Raw genomic sequence first — 25,820 nt, forward strand, 5'->3', positions numbered from 1 at the left:
TTCCACTCGTATACCTGTTTTCTCTACCAGTATGGCAGACCACGTACCACCTGTACCACCTTGCACATGTCAGTCAGGAGATGACAGGCACAACTCCAGACACAGAGAGCAGCACGCGGATCCCTGCGCGGAGAACGCCTGCAGGACCCCGGCGTCGTGTCCGGTGTGCCACTCGGACCCGTCGGGGCCGGGGGTTACACCGCACGCGGGGAGGAGGTGACCGGGTGTGGAGTAGAGGTGGTGGACGGTGCAGGGGGCAGAAGCAGCTGGCATGTCCCCATTGTCGGACACTGCGCCGTTTTGTGCCGAGCCGGCAGCGGACCAGGATCAGTCCGTTCCGGACGTTGTCGGAGCCCTTTTATAGCTTGGTGCCCAGGGGATCGAAAAACAGGACCAACGGTGATTCCCGGGAGCGAGGCGGCCGGCCGTAGCCGCCATCTATGTGGGTCGCCTATTCGAATATGTGTTCTAAGGTTGTGTTATGTCCTCCGAAGAGTTCGCCGCTGCACTGCAAGCGCAGTATGCGCGGCGGGCCAGCCCGATCGGGCTGACCGTGGAAGAGCTCGACTTCGAACACTTCCCGGCCAAGAACGGGTATCCCGGAATCCCCGTCAAGGCATGGATCCGGTTCCCGAACAGCGCAGAACTGGTGGACGGCGAGGTCTTCGCCTGGACAGCGAAAGCGGTCGAAGTGACATGGAAGGACGGGCCGGTGACGTACCGGACCTGGGTGTGGAGTTCGGCGGTTACCCGCCGGGAAGAAATGATGAACAGGAATCTTGGAGAGCGGACCCGTGGCAGCAACAGCATCAAATAGCAAACCTCTGGACGCTCCAGTGGAGGTCCGCTTCACGGCGAAGGGGGTTCCCCTGGCCGTCAGGCATGACGGCAGGATCTGGGCCGTGGCCGCGGAACCTGTGCACTGGTTCACCCGTGCCGACTGGTGGAACACCGCCAAGCGGGCACCGGTGGGCAGCGGCGACCTGATCAGCGTCGAACACTGGCAGGTTCAGGTCCGGTTGACGTCCACTTCGGCGCTGCGAACCTTCGAGCTGCGCCGCGACCCCTTGTCCGAGCAGTGGCTGCTGGCCGGGATCAGCGACACCGGGGCTGCCGCGGCCTGAGCCCGCTCCATCTCGTCGACTCATCCCCGAGTGTGACGATTCGACTCGTATCAGATTCCATTCGATTGATCCTCTGACTCATTAGTTGATAGAGTGCCGATAGGCATTCAAGGCACAGCTATCTGAGGCAGGCAGTCATGGCAGGACAGGTCACCACCGCTGAACGCGGTGTGGCTTCGTCTGCATCTGCCTCCCCGCGCAGGCCAGTGCAGATCTCGGCGGCAGCTGCAGCCGCGATCGCCGTCCGCCCGATCCCGGTGGAGGCCATCAAGGCCGGAGCCGCCGTGGCGGCCTCGGTGGCCATCCGGCGGGCGGAGGCAGCTGAGGCTGCCAAGCCTGCGCGCTTGGGTCGCCGTCGGGCCGCCTAGTCCCCGAGAGTCAGCTCCAGGACTGGCGTGAGCCCTTGACCCCGTGCTTGTTGCGGCGGTGGCTGGGCAGCCCGGGCAAAGGGAATTCCTGGCCGCACTCAGGACACGGCACTGGCTGCGGGTGCGCGTAGTTCTTGTGGTGGCGCAGGTTGTTCCGGTAGCGGAACGTCCGGGGTTCTTCGCACTTGGGGCACTGGTAGCTGCCGTTCGAGGGCATGAGCGAGTACCCGCCCCCGCGGCGCGGCTCCTGGTCGTCAGCTTCGCCGAGATACCAGAAGCCGATCCGGCTCAGGTTCGTGCCCTGGGAGCCGAACATCCCCTTGACCGACCCGCGCTTTCCGTCGTCGGCGTAGACCACGACCTTGCGGAGGAAGGCCCTGATGATCGACTTCTGCTCCGTCTCGGAGAGCTCGAGGAACTCGGCCCCGCTGATGTCGGGGATCGCCCTCGGTCGCCCCTCGGTCTTCTCCGAGATCCGCATCTCGATCTGGCCCTTGAGGGCCTCCTCCTCACCGATGCGGTTCAGCAGTGCCGACATCGCGCTGGCCGGCGCGGTGTTGATCTGGGCCCGCAGGATCAGGATGGAGTCCCCCAGGGCATCAGCCTGTTCGTGGAGCTCGGACAACTCCGAGCTCGCGCTCCCTTCCGCGGCCTGGTTCAGCCTCTCGGCCTGCAGCTCCATCACCTCGGGGCTGTCGAGCGATCCGGCGACGACGTCGCGGATGAAGCGCTCCAGGGCTTCCCTGTTGATTGCAACGCCGGGGCAGTTAGCGCCGCGCATCCGTCCGTTGCACACGTACGATCCCGACTCACCCATCGACCTGTTGCTGGTCATCTTGGTGCCGCAGCCGGCGCAGTAGACGAGGCCGACCAGGGGAAGGCCTCCGGCGCGGGCCCGGGTCCGCTTGAGCGGTTGGGGCTTCATCAGCAGGCGCAGGGTTTCCCACTCGGCCTCCGTGCAGACCGCCTCATGACTCTTGACCGGACGCCCATCCTTGTCGATGACGATCTTGCGCGTGTCGCGGAAGTCCGGACCTGGGCCGCCGCTGCGTCCATCGGCCTTGGCAGTCAGGGAATTGTATCCGGCCAGGAGCGGATGGCGCAGTAGCGAGGCGACGGCGCGGTATTGGAACGGCCGGCCCTCGCGGTTGGTCAGGCCCTGCTGGTTGAGCTCCCGGACGATCTCGGCGACGGAGAGTCCGTCGAGCCGCCATTCGACGATGCGGCGGACGGTCTTGCTCTCCTGCGGGTGCAGTTTCAGCGTCTTCACGCCGTCGGCGTTGCGCTGCTCGGGCCGCATCCAGCCGTACGGCGCAGGGCCGTTCCAGCCGCCCTTCTGGCGGATGTTCTCAGCGGTGCGCTTCAGCCGCTTGCTCGTGGTCGCCGCCTCGGTCTCCGCCAGGCCGCCGAGGACGGAGATCAGCAGGATGGTGTCGGGCGATCGAGGGGCGAACACGCGGTCATGGGTGTAGATCGTGACGTTGTGGCGGTTGCAGGTGTCGACGATGCGGGCGGTGTCCATCAACCGCCGTGCCAGCCGGTCAAGGTCCCGGACGTAGAGCGCCTTGACGTCGCCTTCGGCGAGGACCCCTTCGAGGCGGTCGCGCTCGGGGCGGTGCCGGTCGCGGTAGGCACTGACGATTTCTTCGAAGATGTCGTGCTTGGCGACCGTGTGGTGGTGCTTCCGGCTTTCCGCCATAATCCAAACACGCTGGTCGACGAGCGACGCGTTGCCCTCGGTGGGATCTTTGGATCTGCGGATATAGGCAACGGCTCGCACCCGTAAAGCATACATTTTTAAGGGTGGCGACCCGCGTGGTCTGCGTATCGTTGTGATGATGGCCTCTGCAAGTGCTGCATTCCGCAAGGCTCGGCTTGGCCGACCACGTGGGTCGGACTCGTCAGCCGGCCAAAAAATCGCGAAGCGTAGAACGTGCGCCTCGGAACATGGAAGGCATCCTTGTCCCTAACTATCGGCGAGTTTCATCGTTCCTTTGCAGGTCGGGTACCCGGTGCAGCCGAAGAACCGGCCGTAGCGCCCTTTGCGTTCCCTCATCGTGTGTTTCTTGCATTTCGGGCAGACCACTGGGGTGATATCGTCGCCTGTCGCGGATCGGATCTTGACGACACGATCTCCGGCCAACTCGAGGAGGAACGCTGATTCCCTACCGGCGCGCGTGACCAGGAGCGCTGAGCGCTTGGCACGGGTCAGTGCGACGTAGAACAGGCGTCGTTCTTCTGCGTGTGGGTAGGAGTCGGGGGCGGCCATGGCCAGTTGCAGGAGAGCATCATCCTCGACAATGCTGGGGAATCCGTTCCTCTCAAGGCCGAGCACAACGACGTAGTCTGCCTCCTTTCCTTTTGAGGCGTGCACGGTGTTGAACTCGATGGTCAGGTTGGCGTATCTGGCTTCCAGCGCCGAGATGACATCGTCCTTGGACCGGGAGTACCGGCCGAGCAGCAGCACAGTGGCCGGCTCAGTGAGCTCTGAGTCAAGGGTTGTCAGGTGCTGCCGAACGACCGATCCGTAGTGGCTGCGCTCCCGTACACTGACGGCGCACACCGTCTCGTCAGTCTCCGGCGCTGAAGATCGGACGTTCTTGGAGATTTGATTGGGGTTCTTCATCACGAACCCACCGGCGACATCGCACAGGGACTGCGGGGACCGGAAGGTGCGGTCCAGCCAGATGGTGGACGCTGTCCCGAACCAATTATCGAAGCGGGTCATCACACTGAGGTCTGAGCCCGCGAACCTGTTGATGGACTGCCAGTCGTCGCCGACCGCGTACAGGTAGTTTCCAGGAGTCTTCATCAGCGCCCTCACCAGCGCCGCACGGGCAGCGCTGGTGTCCTGCATCTCGTCGACCATGACGAGCCGGTAAGGGCTCATCCACCGGCCGGACTCTACGTGATCGGTGGCGAGATTCAGCATGTCCTCGAAATCGATCTGGCCCGCAGCGCGGAGCTGGCTGTCCCATTCGGCGAGGACGACGCCGTACAGGCGAGTGAAGAGCCTGGCCCGCAAAGTCCGGCCGGCCCGCTCCGCCAGCAGATCAGGGGTGAGGCGGTTGCCCTTCGCGTGTGACATGAAGGACCGTGTCAGCGCCAGCATCGCCTGGTCGCTGATCGGCGGTTCCCCGAGTGCCTCCCTGTAGGGGTCTTCCTCGAGCTGGATTCCGTGTCGGCGGAGCTCCTGTTCGAGGTGCTCGAACCCGGACCCGTCCCGGATGGTTGCCGAGGTTGTCTCGATAAGTCTTGTGCTGTATCGATTGTGGGTCTGACGCCGCCACGCCATACTCTCGGCATACCCGTCAAAATGTGGCGGCGGGTTGCCGTCTGAACCGAGCGCCCAGTGCTCATGCCAGACGTCGGTGTCCGGATAGTAGAAGTCCGGCTGATACTGACGGTGGTGCGCGTCCGCAACGTCGTGCGCGTAGGGTCGCTCGTATTCATATCGGACGCCGTTGAGGAAGAGCCAGTTGGCGATCATCACCTCTTCCTGGCTCTTGACGACCTCTCCAGCGAGAGTGCCGAAGCCGTTAATACCTGTGTTCCTGTCCGACTTCTCAGGATCGGCTTCATCACCGAGATCCGGAAGCTGCCGGCCGAAAACGAGCCGGAAGAGGTCCCAGTCCCGCCGGAAGGCCTGGTCCTGGTCGCGGAGGACATCCACGATCCTCGCGAGCCGCCCGATCCCGTTGTCCGCGGTCAGGTCATCGGGAAGGGACGGCTTGCGGTCAGTGGCCTCGCCGATGATACGCAGCCCGAAGGCATGGAACGTGCTCGACGCCACGCCGGCACCATCATCGCCGAGGCGGGAGAAGAGCCGCTCCGAAAGCTCACCGGCTGCCTTTTTGTTGAATGCGAGGGCGAGAATCTCCGTCGGCTGGGCGATGCCACGCCGGATCGCATACCCGGCGCGGGCTACCATCGTCGACGTCTTCCCGGAGCCCGCGGCCGCGATAACACGCACCCGGTTGTCGAAGCAGACCGTCGCCCTCGTCTGCTCTTCCGTCAACGGCGACTTCTCGACCTTGCGGAAGAAGTCCGCCAACTCGTTTTTCTCCCACTCCAGGAACGCCTCGTTCCGCTGGGCAGCCCACCTTGACAAGTCAGTGGTGCGGCAGGCGTCGACTGCGGCACGCTGGTCCTCACGTTTACCCTTGGGAAGCCCGGAGAGCCTCGGATCGCTGTCGGCAGCCAGCCACACAGCGACGTCCGGACGGGAGCCCTCGAGCGCGGCGATCGTGTCCTGGTCCGCCCACCGGGGTCGGTTCATCACCTCTTGCACCCGGGACCACCACAGGCGCGCCGTCTCGCCCTGCTCCTCAGCCTTTGAGAGCAGGGCGGCGAGATGCCGTCGCTCATCGAGCTCGGAGTGGTACGCCGCGGCGACCTCACGCACTGCGCGACGAGACAGCCCATTGAGCACCGTCTCCGTCCCGTGGACGAGAGTGACGATGAGCTGCCCTGAGCCTGCATCGACTGCGAGTCCGAGGACGTCGATGACATCAGCGTCCACCTCCTGGGGGATTCCGCAGACGCGCAGGCGGCCCTCACGGATCGACAGCACCCATGACCCGGCACCTCTGAACGCGCGTGCCCACCAACCCGGCTTCCATTCCGTCATGCTTCCCCCGACTCACACATGTTCAAAAGGAGACCATTTGCCCTCTTTCCACGGTATCAGCGAGGAATTGTGTGTCGTCGAGTGCGTTCACCGGGTTCGTGCTGATCTGCAGCCTACAGGCAACACGACCAAACCGAGCGGGACGGGGGCAATCCTTCGCACCAGGTCTCTTCCCGCCGGGCCCGTCTCCACCAGACATGGTTTCGGCCGCTGTCAAGGCAGGGAGTTTCTCGGCTTAGGGTTGTCGTTGAACCATTGGGGTCAGATCATATGACCATGGGGAGAATCCTGGACGGCGCAGCCGATGATGTCCGACGTCGACTTGAGGCTCTGGGTGTGCCTCCTGCGATTGCTATCGCTATGGGACAGGTAGCCTACTTGCCTCGTAACAGCAGGATCCCCGGTATTCCCCAACCGATAGTTGGAAGAGCAGAAGCGGCCTGGTTGATCAGCAAGTACGAGGAGCAACTCAAGAACGACCAGGATCCCTTCGCCAGGGCAGCTCTCGTCCAGGAGATGTGTGATCGGGTATTCGGCGCGGCCGGCGGCGCTGTATTCGATGCTGGGTATCCGGCAGGAACAGCGGAGCGCGAAGTAAAAGCGATGGCGGAAGGAGCGGACCGCTACTTCGAGACAGTCGACCTGTCCTTCCTCGGGGATCGAGTAATGCTCCCTGCTACCTACGTATCTGGGGAAGGGGCAGAAGAGCGGCGATGGGATGGCTGGCTCATTACAAAGGACGGTGTAATCGGATTCTTCGAGGAAAGCGACCTCTTGGCGGATGACCCTGCCGAAGGGAGCCCCATACTTGCTCAGCTTGGAGAACTCAACGCCTGCTCCATATTGATGCCCGCCTCGTCCGCTCCGGCGCTCAGCCATATCGACTATCAAGGGCCTTCGAACAATCTCATTGCCTCGCTCCGGTTCCGTGACGGCAATCGAATGCGCATCGCGGTCTGGCTGGAAGGGCTCCCACCAAACCTCTACGGCGAGGCGATGGAGGGTATATCCGAGCTACTTCGGATTATTGATAAAGCCCTGACTCCCAGCCTGGACAATACGTCAACGGACCACATACCGCTGCGCCCGGAGCCCAAACATATCCAGGATTCAAGGCCTGCCGTCCGAATACCTGACCTTGCGGATGCGCGGTCTCTGCCAGCCTTTGACGCCGCCATGGAAGAGCTGTCGTTTAGGTACTTTGAAAACGGCAACAACCCCCGGATGCTGTGGCCGCTTATGGAGCAGTACCTTCAACCCATGCTCTACCGGTACTCCTTGAGGACCTACATGACCAATGACGAAGTGGATGGTCAATGGCTCATTGAGAAGTACATTTCATACGCGGGACAAAGCCTGTGCTTGCTTCAACACAGTAATCATCACCAGCAGCAGGGTGATCTGGGCGCATCCGAACACGCGGCCCTAAAGGACTTCATCCTCGACTCCACACAGGAGATGTACGGTCTGGTCGTTTGTGCCATTCAGAATGCGGGCAGAGAACGACCGATTTCCTTTGACGGGTCGCCACTGGAGTGGAACCGCGAGCTTCTCGCATACCTAACAGCGAAGCTTAATGAAATTGTGTCGGCCCAGGACCCCAACGATCCGATTCGTTTGGCGCAGCAAATGATGAAAGGCGATGGAGCTCTATAGTCAGCAGACCTTGGCCGGCTACGAACTTGGCGCGGGCGCTGGCCCGCTATGCGACCAGGTTCCTCGTGGCATGGCTGACACTGGCGGGATTCAGGTGATTCCGAGTTTGCCGGATCGCCCGCCCTTGATGCCATGGTCCTTGCCGTAGCGCCACAGGATGGCGTCGATGATGCGCAGTTCGGAAATGGGTGTCTGGACCATAGAAAGCTTGTGAATGCGCCCCAATCGTCCAGCAAGGTCGGGGTCTTCCATGAAGAGGTTGTGCCAATTCAGCCATTGGCCTTCAGAGCTGTCTTTGCCCACGACTGCCCCAATTACTTTGTCCCAGATGGGGATGAGATGCGGTCGCTTCCTCGCCATGATCTTGCTGGCTGTGGTGGCCCCGACATCCCAGCGCGTTTTGGGTGTGCGTCTCAGCTCCTGCCAGAGCAGCCATGAGGGGCTGCCCTCCCCGAGAGTGGCTTCTGCTTCCGCGACCGTGAGGTCGCTCATCTTCACGTCGGTGGGTATATCAGCCAGGAGATCCCGTATATTCGCCGACAACAGCTTCTCCTGCAGTCCGATGATGGCCTGGGCCGGCACTTTGACGCTGAGCATGGACACGGCGACAGCGTCGCTGTCGGTGATCCTGTCCCTCACCTCCGGGTTGTCGCCGCGGTTCGCCCATTCATCAAAGTAACTGCCGGTACTGAGCAGCCCCGTCTTTGTGGACGGTTCAAGGTAGTAGCGCCGGAGCAGTTCGGCTGCGGCTTCGACGTTCTCGTCTTTCAGGATGGCTGGTAGTTCCATGAATCCCCCTATGGCTTCAATGCGCGGACTATGACCCTGACTGACCCTGCGACGTCGCTGGGTAGTCAGTCTGTATGGCGTACCTCAATCCCGGGGTGGTTCTCCATGACCCAAGCGGCCATCCGACGGTTCCGTGCCGAGATGAACTCCAGCGTGGCCTCCCGGTACGTTACGTACTCGTCTTTTGTGGCCGGCATCCCGGAACGCTTGAAGTTGTCGAAGGGCAGGTAGAACCGAACCTCTTCGTAGTCGGGCGTCACGAGGTCTTGAAAGTGGAAGAAGTCCACGAACTCCTTGAATCCGTCGAAGAACGCAAAGAAGTCCGCGTACGCGTTGATGACATTGGCCAGTGGGCTCTCCGGTTCTCCTGCGTAATGACGCCGGATGCACTCCAGGGTCAGATCCATCCGGTCGGCGATGAGCGACCTGAGCCCCCTCGCCTGGTTCATCGTGGGCCGGTCCTTCTTCCTGACGGGCCAGATCATCGCACTGCCGATGGTGTACGGCGGCTTCAGGTAGCGGGCCCGCTGCTCCTCATTCAGCGAGGCGATGGCGTTCGCCAGAGACGCCGTACGTGCCCGGCCGGTGTAGGAGTGGGTGATGGCGTCACTGCCGTACCAATGCATCGCTCTGGAGGGGTCGGTGAAGATGAGGTAGCCGTCCGTACGCTTCGGCGGCGCGGTCGGTTCGAACAGGACGCCGGAGTTCAGCGTCTTGGTCCACAGCAGCTCGTGGTCCGCCCGGAGATTCGGACTGCCACTGCCCGGGTCAGTCCCTGGAGGGGTGTCGGTCATGTAATTGAACGAAGTATCGAAGACGCGCGGCTGTTGCTGCTGCGGGTATTCCGGATCACTCAAGGTTCCCCCAAAGACCAGAGTTATAAGACGCACGAACCGGTGGTTGGGTCCGCAAATGTCGCGGCCATCGGCTCTGTCCCAGACTAGGTGTCACTTCCTGATATTGAAACCCCAGGTGCCCCACTGACCGTCGGCAATGCCATGTTCCCTGAGGTTCTTATTGTGTGCCCATGCAGCTCCGCTCTTATAGGGAATTTCTCCCGTGTCCCATACATCCCCATCAAGCCTTCGGCCTAGAACCGTGGATAGGTCGAAGGTATTTCTTGGATCATCCAATGAGGGGAAAGACGTAGCCGTCCGGTTGGCGGACGCCCTGGACAACTCAGGACTCACCGAATCCACCGTGTGGACTGAGAACGTTTTCCGTCCGGGTCGGCATGTTCTCGGCTCCCTTGTAGGGGTGGCTTGTGAAAAAGTAGAATATCCGACGTTTAGGAATTTCTGGGTGCCGGATATTTCACTTTTTGCGAGTCACCCCGAATAGTGCTCCTCGAGCGAGTACTCAAGCCATCATGGCCGATTCGACTCCACCCTTTCCGGAGGCTTCTGTTCCTGAACAGCCGGTGCGACAGGACTACCGGTTGCACGATGAGTGGGCCCTCCAGCTCGGTGACGAGTTCGAGAAGGGGTATTGGTGCAAATTGCAGCAGTTCGTTGAGGCGGAACGCAAAACAAGTGATGTGTACCCACCGCAGTCGGAGACGTTTGCGGCATTCGGCAAGACGCCGTTCGAGTGTGTCGACGTCGTCGTCCTCGGACAAGACCCCTATCACCGTCCTGGACAGGCGCGCGGCGTGGCCTTTTCCGTTCACAAGGGCGTGCGCACGCCGCCCTCGCTGAGGAAGCTCCACAAGGAACTGAAGCGCGACCTCGGGATCGAACCGCCGTCCCACGGCAACCTGGATGGCTGGGCCAAACAGGGTGTCCTGCTGCTGAACACCACTCTCACAGTCCGTCGCGGCGCGGCCGGATCCCATCAGGACCAGGGCTGGGAGATTTTCACCGACGAAGCGATACGCGCACTCAGCCGTCGATCGAAGCGGGTTGTATTCCTGCTCTTTGGCGGTCCCGCGAAAGCTAAGCGCGAACTCATCGATGAATCAGTTCACTCCGTGATTGAGACCGCGCATCCATAGGCGAGGTTGAATGCCAAGAACCCTCTTGTTGGTTCGAGTGCGTTCTCGCGAGCGAACGCAGATCTGGCTGAATTTGATCGAATCGACTGGAGTCGATTCGAGGCCACTTCGTGACAGCGACCTGACAGCTTGGTCGGGTGGGCATGGCTCTAGGGTATTGTCGAGGGAGCTTCTGGGCGACCTTGGGCGCGAGGACCGGCCCAAAATGGCGGTCGCGCTCGAAGCGCGCTGCAGCAGCATGTTGTTCCGGGCGTTCTCGTCCTCTGCGGGAGGTTCGCCCGCCTCGATGACAACCGCGGCGTATCCCTTCCTAACCATCCCGTCGCTAGTGTGTACAACAAGTGCGGTCAGGGCCGGTTTGCCCGCCGGCGTGCCTCACCGACGATCCGACACAGTAGCCGCTCAGCCAGAAAAGGTGGTGGACAAAGTCGACTTGGCGTTACACTTGCAACAGTTACCGTTTAGATGCATCAGTTAGGTGGATTTGTGACAGTTACGAGGTGTGATGGTCGGTCATGTTGAGAGCGCCATCGAGGCAGTTCGAACCGCTCTGATGGAGCCGGGCGACCCTATCGAGGTTGCGTTCTCGTTGCCTCGCAACAGCGCTGAGAAGATCCTTGAACTATTGGAAGCAGAAGGTAGAGCTGGTGCCGTTGTAGTTCCAGTCAAGGAGCAGTTCACTACCACTGAGGCCGCGAGGATGCTCGGTATCTCACGCTCAACCCTCATGAAGTTGATCGACTCGGGAGAAATCGACAGCGTCAAGGTCGCCAGTCATCACCGGATTCCTGCGCCAGCAATCCTGCGATACGAGAAGGCTAGAACAGAAAGCCAACACCGCACCGCAAAGGCACTCGAGGAGTTTGCACACGATGCGAAGGAAGCTTTCCAGAACAACGTGACGTTTGGGAAGCAAAGTTGATGGCGGCTCAGGAACTGCTGGACCCGATTGATTTCGTTGGTCCTAGCGGCCGTCTCTTAATTGACACAAGCGTATTTATGGACGACCGACCGGAAAGGCGAGGTGGTCTGAAGGCGCTGCTCCAACGGTGTGGTCAGACGATTCGGCTGAACGACAACCCGATCGTGATCCCGATCGACGTGGTTGAGGAACTGACGAAGCAGAGCCGCAAGGTTGACCCGGAGCGAGCAGAGGCGATTCGCCGGGCTGGAGTTTCGCTTGGGTTCATCGGGGACGCTGCGGCGCTCGGGCTGGTACGTACCGACATAGGCCACGACTCGAACCACTACGCCGACTCTGTCTTCGAGGCCATCTTCACACGCTATGCAAACCAGTACGACATGTGCCTCCTGATCAACGATATTACGCCGCTTCTTCATGTCCGCTTGCTGTCGCACACGAGCAGCAAGAAGCTCGTAGCTGGGTCTCTGACCAGCGATGGCCGCGTCAGAATCGAGAGCGACCAAATTCTGTACGAGCGTGGGGTGCGGAAACTTCGTCGCAAGCAAGACGAGGGAGATGCGCGAGAAGTGGCCGCGCTCAGCCCACTCCTCGCTGACTTCAAGGGTCAGTTCGGAACCTCGGAGCTGGCGGATCGCCGGACGGGATCACCGGTACTCGGGTCGCCAAGCGCGGAATCAGGGGTTCGCTGCCGGGTCGAGCCTTTTGATAGAGAGCCGGCATTTAAGGGGGCCGACTCATTACTTGAGGTTGCCACCATTCCAAGTGTCGGAGACAAGGTCCACTTCAGCTCCCCTTCGGGCAGTGGGTCGGTGGTCCTCGATGAACTCCTGGGAGAGGGCGGAGAGGGCGCTGCCTATGCAGTCCATGGGGATCGAGTCGTCAAGATCTTCGACCGAGACCATGTGACGCGCCACCGCCAAGCGAAGGTCGAACAGTTTGCGTCCCGGAGTCTGTACTCACAAGGCATCTGCTTTCCCGAAGCAGTTGTCACAAACGATGCGGGCGAGTTCGTCGGGTACATGATGCCAAGGGCTCGTGGCAATGAGTTCCGCGTGATTATGAACCCGCGGCGGTTCCTCAAGGCGTTCCCCGGGTGGACCAAGGCCGACCTCGTCGATGTCTGCATCTCTTTCCTGGAGAAGGTGTCGTACTTGCACTCACTCAACGTGATCGTCGGCGACATCAATCCCAAGAACGTCATCGTTGATGCCAGCAAGAACGTCTGGATGATTGATGCAGATTCTTGGCAGGTCGATGGATACCCGTGCCCGGTCGGGACTCCAATGTTCACTGCAGCATCTGCACTTGGCCGCCCGTATGCCGAATCACTGCGGACGAGTGAAGAAGAACTTTTCGCTGTCGCAACGATGCTCTTCATGGTTCTGATCACGGGCCAGTTCCCCTATGCGCGTACGGGGTCCGATGGTGACATCGCTCGCCTCATCAAAGACGGCAATTTTGCGTTTCAGGTCGGAGAGCGCTCAAATCGTGACCAACCCGAGGGCAACTGGAAGTACATGTGGAGCCACATGCCACGCGGCCTCAAGGAGATGTTTTGGAATACCTTCCATCGGGAAGGCCAGCGGTACACCTCTCCACCGTCTGCCGAGGAGTGGCTCCGAGCATTTCGGCAATACCGCTGGTGGCTCGGAAGCGACAAGAACTTCGACCCAATGTCCAACGATGTCTACCCCTTCAGGTTCAAGGCGTTCAAACCTGAAACTCCGATTCTCGAATGTCCACAGTGCAACCGCCGCAATGCCCTGGTGGGGGAATGGAATGAGGCCACTCAAGATCACGTCATCCCCGGAATGTGTTTTGACTGTAGTCAGCAGAATCGGCCGAGGTGTTCTGATTGCGGCACCCCGCGACCGGCCGGCGCTCTCAAGGACGGCAGGTGCCGAGATTGCAATCGCAAGCGTGACTTCGGTACGTGTGAGAGATGCGGAACGGAGACGCCCCATCGCTACCTCGTCGGTGGCCGCTGCTCCCAGTGTCAGCTGGGAACCTGCAAGAGCTGCAAGAAGTCAGTTCTGAAGTCGGATCTTTCCTACGGTCGTTGCACCGCGTGCGAGAGGCGAGGTAATGAACTCGATCCGTTGAGGCTATGCACAGATTGTCGTCAATCATTCATTGACTTCGACCACATTGAGTGGTTCAAGGGCAAAGGACTTGATGTCGCGAAATCTCACGTGGCGATCAAGAAACAGTGCCCACCGAGGACTACGAGCGTCCAACCTGCGTCATCGCAGCGTTACCCAAATGTTCCACGCGCAGCCACCACGACCACCAAACAGGCGGCATCGAAGTCAAGTGCTCGGCCGCAGCCGACCTTCTGGGAGCGCTTGAAGAAGTGGTGGAACGGTTGAAATCCCTAAACTCATCCCGAAAGGAATTTTGAACAAATGACATTTGATATCCGAGCCGCCGACCTAGTCGAGAACCCAACTCCCCGAGTCCCGGTCTCTCTCTGCATCGACACAAGTGGCTCAATGGCTGGCGACAAGATCCGCGAACTTGTTGAGGGCATCGGCCTCTTCTATGACGCCATCGATGAGGACGATGATGCTCACGACTCCGCAGAGGTTAGCGTCGTCGCTTTCAACACCGGAGCCAACCTCGTTCAGGATTTTGCGAGTGTCGAGGGCCTTCAGCGGGACATCACGATTGCGCCGAGCGGTCTTACCCATCTTGGCGAGGGCGTGAACCTCGCCCTCGATACGCTGGAGAAGCGCAAGTCACTGTACTCCGACACCGGCGTCCTATACTTCCAGCCTTGGCTTGTACTTATGACAGACGGACAGCCAAACGGTGACAAGAGCGAGTTGGAGCGGGCGATCCAGCGCGTGACGCGCATGGTCGCCAGCAAGAAGCTCACGGTCTTCCCTATCGGGATCGGAAGCGACGCAGATCTTGATGTATTGGGTCGATTCACTCCGGAGAAGCCTCCTCTTCGCTTGAAGGGAATCGACTTCAAGGAGTTCTTCGAGTGGCTCTCCAAGTCCGTTTCAAAAGTCTCGCAGTCGATGCCTGGGGGCGAGCCGCCGATCGACTTCGGCTCAATCCGAGGCATCGAGGATCTCTAATTGTTTCGAGAATTCCACTATCAGGTTCGGGGACGAGGGCACGTTCTCGATGGCAGCCGCGGTCAAGATCGAACCGCCTACCTTGCTCGCAGTGGGGTGCAAGTGGTTTGTCTTTCCGACGGTGCCGGCTCGGCAACGCACTCTGAGTTTGGTGCGCAAGCGCTCGTGGATACTGGCTGCAAACTTCTCTCGGAGCGTTTCGGAGATTTTGTGTCGAGCGATGATGGGGTCGCTTTAAAGCTTGAGATCGTGAATTACCTACTCGATCGTCTGCATGATGTCGCGGAACGCCGTGCGGTCGGAATTCGCGACTTGGCCGGCACATTCCTGGCTGTCGCGACAGCGGGTGACCAGTTCCTTGTCCTTCATGTGGGTGACGGCGTCGTCGGGTACGTGAAGGACGGAATTGCACGGGTAGCTTCAGGACCCGATAATTCTGAATTCGCCAACCAAACAACGTTCCTCACTTCGGAACGGTCGGCCGTTGGGATGAGGATCATCCGTGGGGGCCTGGACGGTATTACGGGCTTCATCCTCATGAGTGACGGGACGGCCAACAGCCTGTACAACTCTCGCACTAAGGGGCTAGCCCCGGCCTGTGCAAAAATCGTGGAGTTGCTCGCGTCTGCCCCAACTCGTCAGGCTAAGAATCCTAAGCACAAGAAACAACTCCGCCGTCTCGTGGATACTAAGATCCGGGTCGCAACGAAGGACGACTGTGCGATCGCTGTCCTGGCCAGGAAGCTCGCTTAGAGCCGACGCATAAGCCTGCTGACTCTATCCAAGGCTAAACGTTGCCATTGCAGCGCGCCCCCTGCCGATCGGGGCCGCATGCCGCTGTGTGCGAAGGCGGAAGTTGCAGGACCGGTAATACCCCTTCAACAGAGAAGAGATGCACTTTCGTGGCAACCGATTACGATGAACTGCGCACTGACGTCAAGGAATCCCAGGAAAACTCCCTGGAGGCCCTGAAGTCCGCCAAAGCCCCGGATGCTAAATCCGTGGTTCAGGAGCTCGACGAGGCTGACACCCTGGACGGCCTGACCCCTGGCGGGGAGTTCATTGCCGAAGAGCTCGTCGTCCAGGTCATCCCGCAGGCTGACGATGAGTTCACCTGCTGGTCCTGCTTCCTGGTCCGCCACCGTTCGCAAAAGGCGAGCGAGAAGGACGGCCATGCCTACTGCGTCGAATGTGAAGGCTGAGCGGTTTTGGCCGGCTGTCCCGGAGCATATCTGGGACAGCATCCGCGAAGAATTCACCCTGCCGACAGCGGCAGACCTGGAGACGCATTTCCAATCCCTCGGCGACCCGGAGGCCATGCGCCGGGCAGTTCGGGTATTCATCGGCGAAGGAACCTTCTGCCCGGGCTTCCAGCTCAAAGATGGGCTCTTCCACGAACCTGTGCTGCGCCTCTTTGACCAGGCGATGAGCCTGAAGATTCCTCATAACGTGTTCGCCGCCTGGATGGTCAGCCCACTGCCGGCAGAAACCCGTTCCCGGCCAGTGGACATACTGGGCAGCATGACGCTGCTCCAGAGCTCCTTGGTCGCCTTTGGTGACAGGTACCGGCCGGCCGAAAAGCCCAACTAGCGGCTTGGCTCTGCCGTATCCGAAGTCAGATGGCTTCGTGGAAGGCATGGATAAATGGCTGCACATGTACCCGACCTAGCGGGCATCCTGCCCGCGGTCCAGAATCTGACGAACCTCGCGAAAAGCTTCGAAACGGCGGTTGGCACGGGCTTCCCGAACTGTCGGATCAGGGTCTCTGAGTGCCGTCCTGCCGGGGTGGTAGGTTTCCACTGCTGCATATCGGGCAGCGACACGGGGGTGTTTGCGGGCGAACCGCTTCCACAGGGTCTGCGCTTCGCCGCCTTGGAGGACTACAACTTCGAGCTTTGGCATCAAGTCGATCAACCGGGCCAAAGGGTTCAGCCCTTCCGTGATCTGCGGGCTCCTCAGACCGCTGGACTGATCGTGGCGGTACCATGGGTAGGCGTTCCAAGGGGTCAGGTCAGCAGGCGTCAGGTCCACCGAGGCGAGCAGTTGGCATTGGAGGGCTGCGGAATCGTCGTCGTTCTCCACGCACAGCATTCCGGAGCCCATGGTCTCGTGGGTCATCGGCCCGGGATCACGCAAAATGCTCAGGATCCGGGCCTCTGAGCCCCCATGAAGAGGCGCGACGTACGGCACCCACCCCCGGCCGGTCGAAGGCTCAGGCTCCCGGAGGGACTCGACCAGCTGGTTCACTGCGGTGACGTGTGGAAGGTGCACACCGGCAAACTGCTCAGCTTTGAAGGCCGGGTCCCTCATCTGTTTGACCATCCTTGGATACTAGCCGTCGTCCCGTCCCGGTCCGTCGTGCGGTGTGCTGTGATCATCGCTACTCGTGAAGATTGGCTCATGTTCAACGTCGTCGTCCCAGTAGTTGAAGCGGTCGCCCAAGAGTCCGAGGAACGATCGTGGGTCCACACGGTTGAGGCGCACCTCCAGTCCCCACCGACGTACGGTCGTGAGCGCGGCGTTCGAGAGGTGAAACCACATCCTGTCTTCGGTGAAAATCTTCAGCGGCGGTTCCGGGTCCTCCGCCCGTTCCTCCTCCTGCGTGAGCAAACTGACTCGTTCGACGTCGGCCTTGGTGATCGAGGTTGTCATGTTCAGGCCGCGCTGCGCTGCGCGTCCATTGACCACAATGTTGACGACCGCGAGGAGAAGGTGCCAGTCCTTCCACCCTTCGGCACGCAGCGATGTCACAAGTTGAATGAAGGCCGGGTCCCCAGCAAGCCGCGGGAGCGTCAGCCGCACCGGTGGCAGCATTTTCTCGTATCGTCCGGCGATCGCATCAATGGCCGCGGCACGGTCGTAGGCCGATGCATGTTCCGGAAGCTTCCTGCGCAGTCCGGTGGCGGGCTTTGGCGACCGCGGCCTGTCGGCTCCGATGAGACCCCCTGACAATCCGCTGATCTCGTCGTAGAACGAGTCTTTGTGAACGTCGACGAGGTCGTCGTAGGGGCGCACGCAGGTCAGCATGTGCGGAAGCCCGCGTTCGAAGGTCCGCTCCATCACGGCGATGAATGCCGGCTGCCCGAGTAGCGACTGGGTGACGATCGCCTGGAGCGCCGCGGAGGTGACCTCGAGCTGGTCCGCTTCGGGTGCCAACGCTCCCGAACGGGAGAGGATCACCCGATGCCCTACCGTGCCACGGCCGCGCTCCGACTCCGCGGTGAACACCGATCCGGGCTTGACGGGCCGGTCAGAGACTTCAACCGCGATGCGGATCTCACCTGGCACGAGAAGGAGGTCCTCGCCGGCGAGGTCAGCGAGGGTGATCTGCACAGCAGCCACGAACCTCTCGGCCGCCAACACATGGATCCGATCGTTCGGTGCGTTTACGACCCACACGTTGCCGAGCGCAGCCCAGCTGTACTCGCGCACCGGGCCTGCATCGGAGAAGGGCCGCCCAAGGCCCCCGCGGTCCGCCGCGTCTGCGGTCTCATCCTCTCCGGGGGGCTCAATGTGTGCGACCGAGGCCAGCATCGGAGCGACGAGCTCGTCGAGCTGGGTGGACTGGACCACGCGTTCGATGGCAGGCAACAGCCCGGGGCGAAGCGAAGACGCGGCCCGCAGGACGTGGCACTGGTCGATCAGCATGTCCATGAAATACGGATAGCGCTCGAAGCTCCACGGATCACCCGCCAGTTGCGCCTGCGCCCAGATCCCGATTTTGAACGTTTCGGTGGCGGTTAGCCACTGGCCGGCCTGGTGCTCGTACGTCGCAGTCAAGATGATGCCCCGGGCCACGAGGACGGCGAGATCGGGGCCGCCGCTCATTCTTGCGACCGATACCGCGCTCATCGCGTACTGCTTCGCGGCCAGCGGAAGTCCGAGGTCGCTGTATACGGCCGACGCGAGCAGCATCATGATGGCCGCGCCCTCGGCAGCGTCGCCGTTGAGCCAGCTGAACTTCGCGGAATGAATCTCACGAAGGGCGTCCAAGGCCCGGCCTCCTTGGAGCAGAGCCATGGCGCGGCTTTGTGCCCGATCTCCTGCCGAAGCCCGCCCCGAGCGCTCGATCGTTACATCGTCCAGCGCTTGGCGCACCTTGAGATAGTCAGGGTGGTCGATCAGGGCAGGCGCTGTGAAATCGAAGATCGACATGAGTTCATCTAGGGGTACCATCGGAGCCGCCGGCAGGGTCTCCACGAGGTCGACCAAATGCCTCATGCCTGCTTCGAGGTCGCGCAGCTCCGCGTCGGACGGCACAGCCGGGAGCCCGCGTCCTTCCCGCTTGGCGGCGCTCAGTTTCTGGTGGATCTCCGACATCAACGGACCAGGGCCGGAGACGTCGTCGAGCTCCTCCGGCGTGAAGCCCCGGGGACCAAGAGCGAGGATCGCACCGGCTGACAGCAGGCCCACCTTCGCATTCATCCCGGGCGCTGCACGCAGCTTGGCTTCAAGCACCCTCTCCAAGTCCTCGGTCCACGCTTCCGCTTCTTCCGATGTGATGGTGGTCCCGCCTCGCGGCAACGTCGCCTGCACGAGGCGCAGCAGGGTGATGGCGTCGACCAGCACGCCGGAGTCGGATGCTTGGGAGGATAGCCGCCCGAAGTAGCCGCGGAGGATCCCGTCGACAGGCTTCAGTGTGTTGAGCCCGAACCCGGTTGCGAGGATGATTTCGTAGTCGATGCGGTTGAGCACATCGTCTCTTCTATGTGCTGCATCTCTCAGTACCCGCGCCGAAGCGAGCCAGTCGGGTAGGTCGGCACGCGCTTCGGGATTTAGGCTGGAGAACCGAAGGCCTTCCCGCAGGTCGACGAACTCCCCCATCGAGCCTGAGCGGTCTGAGGGTGTTCGCCAGCGATCGCGTTCCTCGATATACCAGTCAGGGAGCTCATCACTGGACTCTCCGCGCGCGGGCGCGATGGAGGATGGTAGATGGAGGAAATCGACGGCGAGGTAGAACAGGTCCGCACTGGCGATCTCGTTCGCGATCGCCTGCGCATCCCAGATCTGCAGTCCAATCGAATGCTGTTCGCGCGCGTGTGCCTGGAGCTCATGCCTCTTCGCCGTGTCGACAGGCGTCACCGTGAAATAAATGACGCGGTCGACTGGCTCCCCCTTGCCGCAGATCTTCGCAAGGTCAGACCGGATCTTAGACGGAACGTTCTCGCGCTGCGCTGTCACTGCGAGGACAACCGCGTCCTCAGTGGCAAGAGCGGTGAAGAGTGACGTGTCCGGCAGCTCCTTGGCCACCAGGCTCCAGAAGCTCTCGGCGTCACGTCCTCCGTCGCCGCCGGCTGAGACCGGGCCCGTCGCAGGCAAGACGTTGCTGACGATGCGACGGCGGGTCAGACCGAGACATAGCTGCTCGAACGGGTGATGCGCGTTAGTCTCGCCAAGGGTCTCTAGGTGAAAGCGGATCATAGTGGCGAGCTGGGTTGGCGAGGTCAAGGTGGAGGGCTTTCGGATAGGTGAGGATTTCATAGTGCATCTCATGATGAGCGTTGATCGCCGCGCCGCGGGCTGGTGTCTGGCCGCTCATGCTCGTCGGCGGCCGACCCAGGCCAGATGCCTGTCTGCGACCACGCTCCCCCGCCGTCGACGGCCGCGCAGGATGCCCACACGGGTGCGCCCTTCGACAAGCTGAAGTCTGAGATCCCCTGGATTAACCAGGTCCCGGTCCAGCACGATCGGCCACCGCTTCCAGGTGCCGTGGACTTCCCAACACAGCTCCACACCCATGTGCACGCCGTACCTGCGCACGGCGATCCAGTGGTCCGGATTCTCCGCGAAATCCTCGATGGCTCCTCGGTCGGACGGTCCTGTCGGCATTTCCATGAAATCGTCGACGGGCAAGTCTTCGACCTGCCAATCGATCTGCGTGAGATCGACCTCCCCGTAGTCATTCAGGAATGAAACATTCTCAGCGTGGTCGAAGACCCATTGCTCCAGAACATCATCTGGCCAGCGAAGCTGGCTGACGCTCGGCATCTGCCGAAACTGGGCGAATCCGTACCCGCTCTCGCGGCATTGTCTAGCGAGCTGAGAGAAATCCCCAAGGCGCATGCGGCGATTGTTCATATCGTTTCACGCATGTCAGGAGTCCAGCCGTGAACGTCACCGCTCACGGCATTCGCAGTGCCCCGGCTCTTTTGGTGCAGCGCGGCGCGATGTCCGTCGCCGCTTATCGGTGTCATGTGGCGGTTCTCCTGGATCTCGAGTGCACGCTTCGGATGTGGTCAGCAATTGCTATAAAGGTACTGTCCGGCACCGACACAGCGTTTGAACCTTGGTGCTACCGACTCGGAGACCGTAACCCATGGCGTAGAAGGCGACAGCGGAAGATGCTCCGACGGCGAGGCGGCCGATGCTTCATCATGGGATCCTGCGCAGGCGGCCGGACTGAAATTCACTATCCATCGATGCCTGGCTTCCTTCCCGTAAGCTGTCCCCTCGGTATGGTTCCGAGCGGCCTGGAACGTGGGCACCTGACTCAAGCAGGCTTGAACCGGGAGGCAACCGTCTCACGCATCCTCGCCACGTCAAGGTCGCCGGCGGGCTCTTCTACAAGCACTTTGGCCAGCCGTTTCGGCCAGAGTACATGAACGCCATGGGTCGAGAATGCGCCTCCGATCAACGGCCAGTCGGCTTCAACAAAGCACAGCGCCCCGGTGACCGGAACATCCCCGACGAGGTCTCGCACGACGTCGATCTGTTTGAGCACCCCATCGACCAGTTTCGTGCAATCACGTCGGCCGACGAGGAGCTTCTCGACGCGGGGGCGAAGGATGCCACCCTCGATCTTCAGTTCAGGCCGTCCCTTGTACCGTTTGGCGTCGATGACCCAGATTCCACTGGGAGTGATGGCAATGTGGTCGATGTTGGCCTTCGATCCGGGGATGCGTCGGTCGTGAAGGACGGCCAGGCCATCGGCGGCCAGGGCATCCAGCCGAGCGCCGAGGCGTTCCTCGCCAATCGCGCCTCGATCCCAGGACTTGGTGCTTTGGCGTTCGTCAGAGAGGGTGACTGCGATGCCCCCGAATGGGCCCCACTTCTCGCGGAGCTTTTCCTCATCTTTCGCTTTGCGACGCTCATACTCGCGTCGGGCTGACGACCCAGCTACTCCGGATACAGCCGACAACGACTTATCATCAAGTCGTTCCAGGTCGGGGGTTGTTTCCGGGGTCTCGGTGGCACACTCCAAGCATCGGACGGTCTTCGTCTCGCTCTCGTAGATCGCTTCCGTCCTGGCCGGAAGAGATGCACCGCACAGCCGACACGCTCCGGCGTACCGGAGCCTCATCTTCTTCATGAGGACACAGGGTGGAGCATCGACACGGACCCAATCTGCTTGTAGATCACGGCGGTTAAACCGCGGATACGTTTACCATGGCTCAATCCTCGCCCACGGCAACGTCCAGACCTTGCAAACTTGCCCCAGGATCTTAGTGGAAATCTCGCACCGCCGGCCTTCCGGCCAGCTGTGATGACCTCGGGCGAACGGCCCGTAGGTCACTATGTTGTCTGCTGGCTGTCTGTATCCGGGAATTCACGGAGTGTGGCCGCTATGGCCCTGACTGCCGCCGGGTCCTCGGTCCAGTGCCGGGCCGTACGTGTACAGGCGTGGAAGTTTGTCACTTTCGATGCTTTGGCAGCCTCAGTTAGTTCTGCCCACGCTTCCCGCAGTTCCGCTTGGAGCTCCGGTGACATGGGCGCGCCCGGGACACGTTCCGCCGCCACGACTGGAGTTATGGGTGCCGCGGTTGCGCCTCTTCGCCGAAAAAGACTTCTAAGACCCATTTCTGTTCCCCCTTTCCCCTCTGCCCAGAGTATCAATGTCCCCCCAATGCGTCCGGGACACTGCGACCGAGCGCCGAGCCCCCGGTCGCGCGGATAGCAGCAGCTGAATAGTGCACTCTTCCGTGCGGCGGGCGGCGTTTCCAACGCCGGAAACAACCCCTATCCATGCCCCAGGAAACGAGAAGAACAACAACTTGTTGCTCCTTCGTTTGACCCCTTAGTCCAGTCGATATTCAATGCGCGCCGCTGTAGCGTGGAGTGCTGAAGGCCTGCCGGTCCCCCATCGGTGGGCCTTCTTTTTCCCTCGCTGCGGGGGACGATGGGCAAATTCTTGGCCGAAGTCGCCCCTGAAGTCGCTAAGAGACTGACGAAGCAACCGCTGGATATCAGTCCGCAAGGGTACGGAGCTTGGCGGCACTGAATTCCTCGTCAGAGAGTGCACCCTTCGCATGGAGTTCTGCAAGGAGAGCCAGTTCTGCCGCCAAGGACCTTCTGCCCCGCACGTTGCCAAGCAACATCCGATGCCCGCCCATGCGGGCGTGGGCTGCCGCTGGTTCCTGCGTCTGCCGTCGTGATGAACCTTCGATGGCAAATGCGATGAGTAGGGTTATTGCCAGGACGCCTAGCCCGATTCCCAAGGGGGCTCGGAACGGCTCCGTTGCGTTTGCCACGACGGCAATAACCACCGCAGCAACTGCACCCGTCCCAGCTATCCGGAGCCACCCTCGACTGAGGCTGAACGCGAATATGTAATGGCCTGGTTCGGTCGGTACTGCATGTTGGTTCATCTGCCGAGGATAGCCCTACGAATACTCATAGAACATCCCTGATGTGAACGCGATGAACTGTCGATCGCTGAACTCGTCATAGGCGTCCTTGGTCCGCTTCCCGTTCCCATCGGGGGTGTAGTCCTTGCGACCCTTCCCAAAATACGAAGGCAAGATCGCGTCGTTGTGGATTCAAGCGTTGTCGGGGTTGTCGAGTTGCTTGCGCAGCCGCTGGACTTCAGCCTCCGCCGCGGCGAGTCGAGCCTCGATCTTCTCCCGATCGAGGTTCGTCGACGGGCGCGGTGCCGGCCTCGTCCTCGTAACGAGCCAGCCGATCCGCTGATAGCCAGTGATCCGCCGCACCTGCGTACAGGTGAAGCAGTCCCTCTCGGGCTCGGGGCGCGGCCAGCGCAGATCGATCATCTTCCGGATGTGGTCTCGCTCGAAACCCTTTTCAGGCCATCCAGGATTATCCGCTGCCGCCCAGCTTTCCTCGAAATCACGGCGGATTTCCACGATGCGCTCCTCGGACACCAGCTTGGGCCCGTCCTCGAGCTTCCAATCCACATCAGTGCAGACTTGCTCATAGTGCCCGCAGGAGAGCTTGACCCGCCAGAACGCCGACGAGTGTGGCTTGGGTTTCCGGATCTTCGCCCAGTCCTCGGCGTCCATCCAGTCGTATTCCGGCTCCACAGGGTCCGCCGGGAACTCCATGACCTTGCGATCGACCCACTCGACGATGTCCCGATACGGCTTCTGAGCAGGTCCGTGGTTGGTCGGGCACCAGTACTCGTCGGCGGGAAACCGGCCTCGGGTGAAGCGGTCGAGGTAGCGGCGATCGTCCGGATACTTATCCTCGCCGTGCGTGTAGACCTCGTGCGTACATCCGCACTCCAACTGGACGCGCCAGCGAAACATGTTCTTGGCTTCCGGGACGAAGAGCGGCCAGAATACCGGGTCGTACTGCTGACGCAACTGGGCGACACCCTCCTCGAACTCCCGGAGGGCCTGCTTCTGGGGCCGTGCCCGCCCCGGTACCCGCGTCAGCAGTCTCCCAGGCTCAGGAGTCTGGTCATCGGGAACAGTGTCAGTCTCGGCCGCGCTCATTCTTTGATCCTCGCCCAGAGCACCGGACAAATCGAGGGAACGCGCCGGGGACACCAACGGGAAGAGCGCGGGCTTGAAAGCGATACATTGCTCAAGTCCATAGGTCCATGATCGTCGGGACACGTGGACGCCGGCGATCGCCAGGCGCGCTGTTTCCCTCCGCTCACTTGGGATCGACGAGGCCCTGCAATGCCTGCGCGATAGCTCTACCCAGCGCCGCGTGTGTGCGCCGGATCCAGGCGGTTGCCTCTTGAGCATCCGCATCCTCGGTTCCTAAGAACTCGAGAAGCTTGGGATTGTCGTACGCCGGCTGGTAGTGGAAGATCTGGTTGCGAAAACGACGCAGATCGTCGACACGGTCATCTCCAAGGAGCGCATCAACCTCCGAATCGGAGATCCCTGTAGCGCGCCATCCTTCGATTACAACGTACACAGTTGCGTACCAGAGACTGAGTGCGATCGAGTCGTCCATCGAAGAGGCGAAGTCGACCCCGGCTGGCGATTGCTCTCGATTTGTCCGGCGCATGAACACATCGCGCGCAAAATCAGCATTGAGAAAGTACTTGTGCAATGCCATTACCCGGAAGAATTGCTCCTTCTCGGCATCGAGGGTATCGACCATGGGCTCAACCATACGTGCCAATCTGCGGCAGTGAGTGCTGCTAATCGGCGAGGCGTCAGCATCGCCGGGGTGTGCTCGTGCACGAGAATGAATTGCATGGAGATGACCCCGAGCACAGCCCGCGAGTTTTGGAAGGCCCTGATGGACAACGCCACCGGCTTGATCGCCGACGCACATGCCCTGCTTGAACGCGAGTCATTCGGCCGAGCTCGATCACTCACTGTCCTTGCCCAGGAGGAACTGGGCAAAGCCCTGTGGATCTACGAGACCTTTGAAAGGTCCTGGAACACGGGCGCTGAGGCACCAAAGGAAGTAGCGAAGCTGAAAACCCACGGGCGTCACCACGCGACCAAATACATGGACGCCTTCGTCTTCGGTCAGGACCTCGCAGCATTCTGGGGCGACTACGACTGCATCGAGTCTCCAGAGGAGGACTCACAGGACGGCTGGGAAGCCTTCTTTGCTGAGAGGAAGAGCAAGGCCACAGCAGCGGGACAGCGCGCCAACGACGAGAAGATGGCGGGCTTCTACGTGGACATGGATGGGACCGGCGAGACTGTCCTCTCCCCCACTGACATAACCTCCGGGAACATCGCCGAGGACCTGCAGACCGCAGCTCAGGTTATCGAGATGTTGCTCATCAAAGACCACAGCCGGATGAAGTTCTACGCGGCGACGCCGTACGACAGCACTCACGAGCAGCAGCATCGACTGCTGCCCATCTCCCACCCCGACGACTGGGCTACCGCGCCAGAAGAGTTCAAACGCGGCGATTACTGGATGGATCCCGAGGCGTAGGAAGCCGACGCAACGCATTCATACTTAAGGACATGGACCCGGAGGAGTGCGAATAACGGCATGAAGAGTGATACTGCAACCGCTGCAATACCAGGCGAAAGGGTGCGATCATCACATGAACATCAAGTTCGGCTTCAGACGGCGGAGCTAACCACTCT

24 protein-coding genes are annotated in these 25,820 nt (G+C 61.1%); 12 read left to right on the plus strand and 12 right to left on the minus strand.

Annotated elements, in window-relative coordinates; genetic code table 11:
• Positions 1–481 precede the first annotated feature (481 nt).
• The 3 genes from LDN90_RS15340 (at position 482) to LDN90_RS15350 (ending at position 1,492) form a co-directional block, all read left to right on the plus strand.
• Positions 482–817: a hypothetical protein gene (locus tag LDN90_RS15340; RefSeq protein WP_142938821.1), complete on the plus strand. Its 336-nt coding sequence runs from the start codon at positions 482–484 to the stop codon at positions 815–817.
• Positions 818–836: 19 nt separating this feature from the next.
• Positions 837–1,124 (plus strand): hypothetical protein, encoded by a 288-nt coding sequence (locus LDN90_RS15345; protein WP_056387699.1) that lies wholly within the window; start codon positions 837–839, stop codon positions 1,122–1,124.
• Between the two features lie 137 nt (positions 1,125–1,261).
• Positions 1,262–1,492 (plus strand): hypothetical protein, encoded by a 231-nt coding sequence (locus tag LDN90_RS15350; RefSeq protein ID WP_142938820.1) that lies wholly within the window; start codon positions 1,262–1,264, stop codon positions 1,490–1,492.
• A 10-nt stretch (positions 1,493–1,502) separates the two neighbouring features.
• On the opposite strand, the gene LDN90_RS15355 is transcribed toward LDN90_RS15350, so the two are convergent.
• Both LDN90_RS15355 and LDN90_RS15360 read right to left on the minus strand, forming a co-directional pair.
• On the minus strand, positions 1,503–3,272 hold the full coding sequence (locus LDN90_RS15355; RefSeq protein WP_160147644.1) for a recombinase family protein: 1,770 nt from the start codon (positions 3,270–3,272) through the stop codon (positions 1,503–1,505).
• 186 nt (positions 3,273–3,458) lie between these two features.
• Positions 3,459–6,122 carry a UvrD-helicase domain-containing protein gene (locus LDN90_RS15360; protein ID WP_142938818.1) on the minus strand — a complete coding sequence of 888 codons (2,664 nt, stop codon included), beginning with the start codon at positions 6,120–6,122 and terminating at the stop codon, positions 3,459–3,461.
• Between the two features lie 444 nt (positions 6,123–6,566).
• On the opposite strand from LDN90_RS15360, the gene LDN90_RS15365 reads away from it, so the two are divergent.
• A complete protein-coding gene (locus LDN90_RS15365) occupies positions 6,567–7,778 on the plus strand; it encodes a hypothetical protein (protein ID WP_223946293.1) in 1,212 nt (403 codons plus the stop codon).
• A 90-nt stretch (positions 7,779–7,868) separates the two neighbouring features.
• Here the strand turns inward: LDN90_RS15365 and LDN90_RS15370 are convergent, their stop codons facing one another.
• Together LDN90_RS15370 and LDN90_RS15375 are read right to left on the minus strand one after the other, a co-directional pair.
• The gene (locus tag LDN90_RS15370) at positions 7,869–8,567 is read right to left on the minus strand and encodes a DUF6308 family protein (RefSeq protein WP_142938816.1); all 699 of its coding nucleotides are present in this window, start codon (positions 8,565–8,567) and stop codon (positions 7,869–7,871) included.
• Between the two features lie 65 nt (positions 8,568–8,632).
• Positions 8,633–9,457 carry a hypothetical protein gene (locus LDN90_RS15375; protein WP_223946294.1) on the minus strand — a complete coding sequence of 275 codons (825 nt, stop codon included), beginning with the start codon at positions 9,455–9,457 and terminating at the stop codon, positions 8,633–8,635.
• A gap of 479 nt (positions 9,458–9,936) precedes the next feature.
• Here LDN90_RS15375 and ung point away from each other — a divergent pair, with 479 nt between their 5' ends.
• From ung to LDN90_RS15410, 7 genes are all read left to right on the plus strand, one after another.
• Positions 9,937–10,560 (plus strand): uracil-DNA glycosylase, encoded by a 624-nt coding sequence (ung, locus tag LDN90_RS15380; protein ID WP_142938815.1) that lies wholly within the window; start codon positions 9,937–9,939, stop codon positions 10,558–10,560.
• A gap of 553 nt (positions 10,561–11,113) precedes the next feature.
• The gene (locus LDN90_RS15385) at positions 11,114–11,482 is read left to right on the plus strand and encodes a helix-turn-helix domain-containing protein (RefSeq protein WP_223946295.1); all 369 of its coding nucleotides are present in this window, start codon (positions 11,114–11,116) and stop codon (positions 11,480–11,482) included.
• Complete coding sequence (locus LDN90_RS15390) at positions 11,482–13,854, plus strand: hypothetical protein (RefSeq protein ID WP_142938813.1); 2,373 nt, start codon at positions 11,482–11,484, stop codon at positions 13,852–13,854. The genes LDN90_RS15385 and LDN90_RS15390 overlap by 1 nt, the downstream gene beginning before the upstream one ends.
• 36 nt (positions 13,855–13,890) lie before the next feature.
• On the plus strand, positions 13,891–14,571 hold the full coding sequence (locus tag LDN90_RS15395; protein ID WP_142938812.1) for a VWA domain-containing protein: 681 nt from the start codon (positions 13,891–13,893) through the stop codon (positions 14,569–14,571).
• Positions 14,572–15,324 (plus strand): PP2C family serine/threonine-protein phosphatase, encoded by a 753-nt coding sequence (locus LDN90_RS15400; protein WP_142938811.1) that lies wholly within the window; start codon positions 14,572–14,574, stop codon positions 15,322–15,324.
• Between the two features lie 149 nt (positions 15,325–15,473).
• A complete protein-coding gene (locus tag LDN90_RS15405) occupies positions 15,474–15,773 on the plus strand; it encodes a DUF4193 domain-containing protein (protein WP_142938810.1) in 300 nt (99 codons plus the stop codon).
• A complete protein-coding gene (locus LDN90_RS15410) occupies positions 15,745–16,161 on the plus strand; it encodes a hypothetical protein (RefSeq protein WP_142938809.1) in 417 nt (138 codons plus the stop codon). Before LDN90_RS15405 ends, LDN90_RS15410 begins: the two co-directional genes overlap by 29 nt.
• 75 nt (positions 16,162–16,236) lie before the next feature.
• Here LDN90_RS15410 and LDN90_RS15415 read toward each other — a convergent pair whose 3' ends face one another.
• The 8 genes from LDN90_RS15415 to LDN90_RS15450 form a co-directional block, all read right to left on the minus strand.
• Entirely contained in the window at positions 16,237–16,893 is a 657-nt protein-coding gene (locus LDN90_RS15415) for a uracil-DNA glycosylase (RefSeq protein WP_142938808.1), read from the minus strand.
• A gap of 9 nt (positions 16,894–16,902) precedes the next feature.
• Positions 16,903–20,052, minus strand: a complete 3,150-nt coding sequence (locus tag LDN90_RS15420; protein ID WP_160147643.1) for a hypothetical protein — start codon at positions 20,050–20,052, stop codon at positions 16,903–16,905.
• Between the two features lie 54 nt (positions 20,053–20,106).
• A complete protein-coding gene (locus LDN90_RS15425) occupies positions 20,107–20,559 on the minus strand; it encodes a hypothetical protein (protein WP_223946296.1) in 453 nt (150 codons plus the stop codon).
• A gap of 502 nt (positions 20,560–21,061) precedes the next feature.
• Complete coding sequence (locus LDN90_RS15430) at positions 21,062–21,880, minus strand: nuclease-related domain-containing protein (RefSeq protein ID WP_223946297.1); 819 nt, start codon at positions 21,878–21,880, stop codon at positions 21,062–21,064.
• A gap of 874 nt (positions 21,881–22,754) precedes the next feature.
• Positions 22,755–23,156, minus strand: a complete 402-nt coding sequence (locus tag LDN90_RS15435) for an SHOCT domain-containing protein (RefSeq protein ID WP_223946298.1) — start codon at positions 23,154–23,156, stop codon at positions 22,755–22,757.
• Positions 23,157–23,171: 15 nt separating this feature from the next.
• A complete protein-coding gene (locus LDN90_RS15440) occupies positions 23,172–23,309 on the minus strand; it encodes a hypothetical protein (protein WP_160147642.1) in 138 nt (45 codons plus the stop codon).
• Between the two features lie 18 nt (positions 23,310–23,327).
• Complete coding sequence (locus LDN90_RS15445) at positions 23,328–24,242, minus strand: hypothetical protein (protein WP_142938804.1); 915 nt, start codon at positions 24,240–24,242, stop codon at positions 23,328–23,330.
• 163 nt (positions 24,243–24,405) lie between these two features.
• Positions 24,406–24,864, minus strand: a complete 459-nt coding sequence (locus tag LDN90_RS15450; RefSeq protein WP_142938803.1) for a hypothetical protein — start codon at positions 24,862–24,864, stop codon at positions 24,406–24,408.
• Between the two features lie 96 nt (positions 24,865–24,960).
• On the opposite strand from LDN90_RS15450, the gene LDN90_RS15455 reads away from it, so the two are divergent.
• Positions 24,961–25,662: an AbiV family abortive infection protein gene (locus LDN90_RS15455; RefSeq protein ID WP_142938802.1), complete on the plus strand. Its 702-nt coding sequence runs from the start codon at positions 24,961–24,963 to the stop codon at positions 25,660–25,662.
• The last annotated feature ends 158 nt before the right edge of the window (positions 25,663–25,820 follow it).

Origin of the sequence: Arthrobacter sp. NtRootA1, from assembly GCF_019976975.1 — a bacterium.
Classification (GTDB): domain Bacteria; phylum Actinomycetota; class Actinomycetes; order Actinomycetales; family Micrococcaceae; genus Arthrobacter; species Arthrobacter aromaticivorans.

Coding starts and splice junctions, on each gene's coding strand:
- LDN90_RS15425 (WP_223946296.1), bottom strand. CDS start 20,559: ATGCCGAGCGTCAGCCAGCTTCGCTGGCCAGATGATGTTCTGGAGCAA.
- LDN90_RS15435 (WP_223946298.1), bottom strand. CDS start 23,156: ATGAACCAACATGCAGTACCGACCGAACCAGGCCATTACATATTCGCG.
- LDN90_RS15395 (WP_142938812.1), top strand. CDS start 13,891: ATGACATTTGATATCCGAGCCGCCGACCTAGTCGAGAACCCAACTCCC.
- LDN90_RS15370 (WP_142938816.1), bottom strand. CDS start 8,567: ATGGAACTACCAGCCATCCTGAAAGACGAGAACGTCGAAGCCGCAGCC.
- LDN90_RS15445 (WP_142938804.1), bottom strand. CDS start 24,242: ATGAGCGCGGCCGAGACTGACACTGTTCCCGATGACCAGACTCCTGAG.
- LDN90_RS15385 (WP_223946295.1), top strand. CDS start 11,114: ATGGAGCCGGGCGACCCTATCGAGGTTGCGTTCTCGTTGCCTCGCAAC.
- LDN90_RS15350 (WP_142938820.1), top strand. CDS start 1,262: ATGGCAGGACAGGTCACCACCGCTGAACGCGGTGTGGCTTCGTCTGCA.
- LDN90_RS15450 (WP_142938803.1), bottom strand. CDS start 24,864: ATGGTCGATACCCTCGATGCCGAGAAGGAGCAATTCTTCCGGGTAATG.
- LDN90_RS15420 (WP_160147643.1), bottom strand. CDS start 20,052: ATGAAATCCTCACCTATCCGAAAGCCCTCCACCTTGACCTCGCCAACC.
- LDN90_RS15455 (WP_142938802.1), top strand. CDS start 24,961: ATGGAGATGACCCCGAGCACAGCCCGCGAGTTTTGGAAGGCCCTGATG.
- LDN90_RS15360 (WP_142938818.1), bottom strand. CDS start 6,122: ATGACGGAATGGAAGCCGGGTTGGTGGGCACGCGCGTTCAGAGGTGCC.
- LDN90_RS15390 (WP_142938813.1), top strand. CDS start 11,482: ATGGCGGCTCAGGAACTGCTGGACCCGATTGATTTCGTTGGTCCTAGC.
- ung (WP_142938815.1), top strand. CDS start 9,937: ATGGCCGATTCGACTCCACCCTTTCCGGAGGCTTCTGTTCCTGAACAG.
- LDN90_RS15410 (WP_142938809.1), top strand. CDS start 15,745: ATGCCTACTGCGTCGAATGTGAAGGCTGAGCGGTTTTGGCCGGCTGTC.
- LDN90_RS15340 (WP_142938821.1), top strand. CDS start 482: ATGTCCTCCGAAGAGTTCGCCGCTGCACTGCAAGCGCAGTATGCGCGG.
- LDN90_RS15415 (WP_142938808.1), bottom strand. CDS start 16,893: ATGGTCAAACAGATGAGGGACCCGGCCTTCAAAGCTGAGCAGTTTGCC.
- LDN90_RS15430 (WP_223946297.1), bottom strand. CDS start 21,880: ATGAAGAAGATGAGGCTCCGGTACGCCGGAGCGTGTCGGCTGTGCGGT.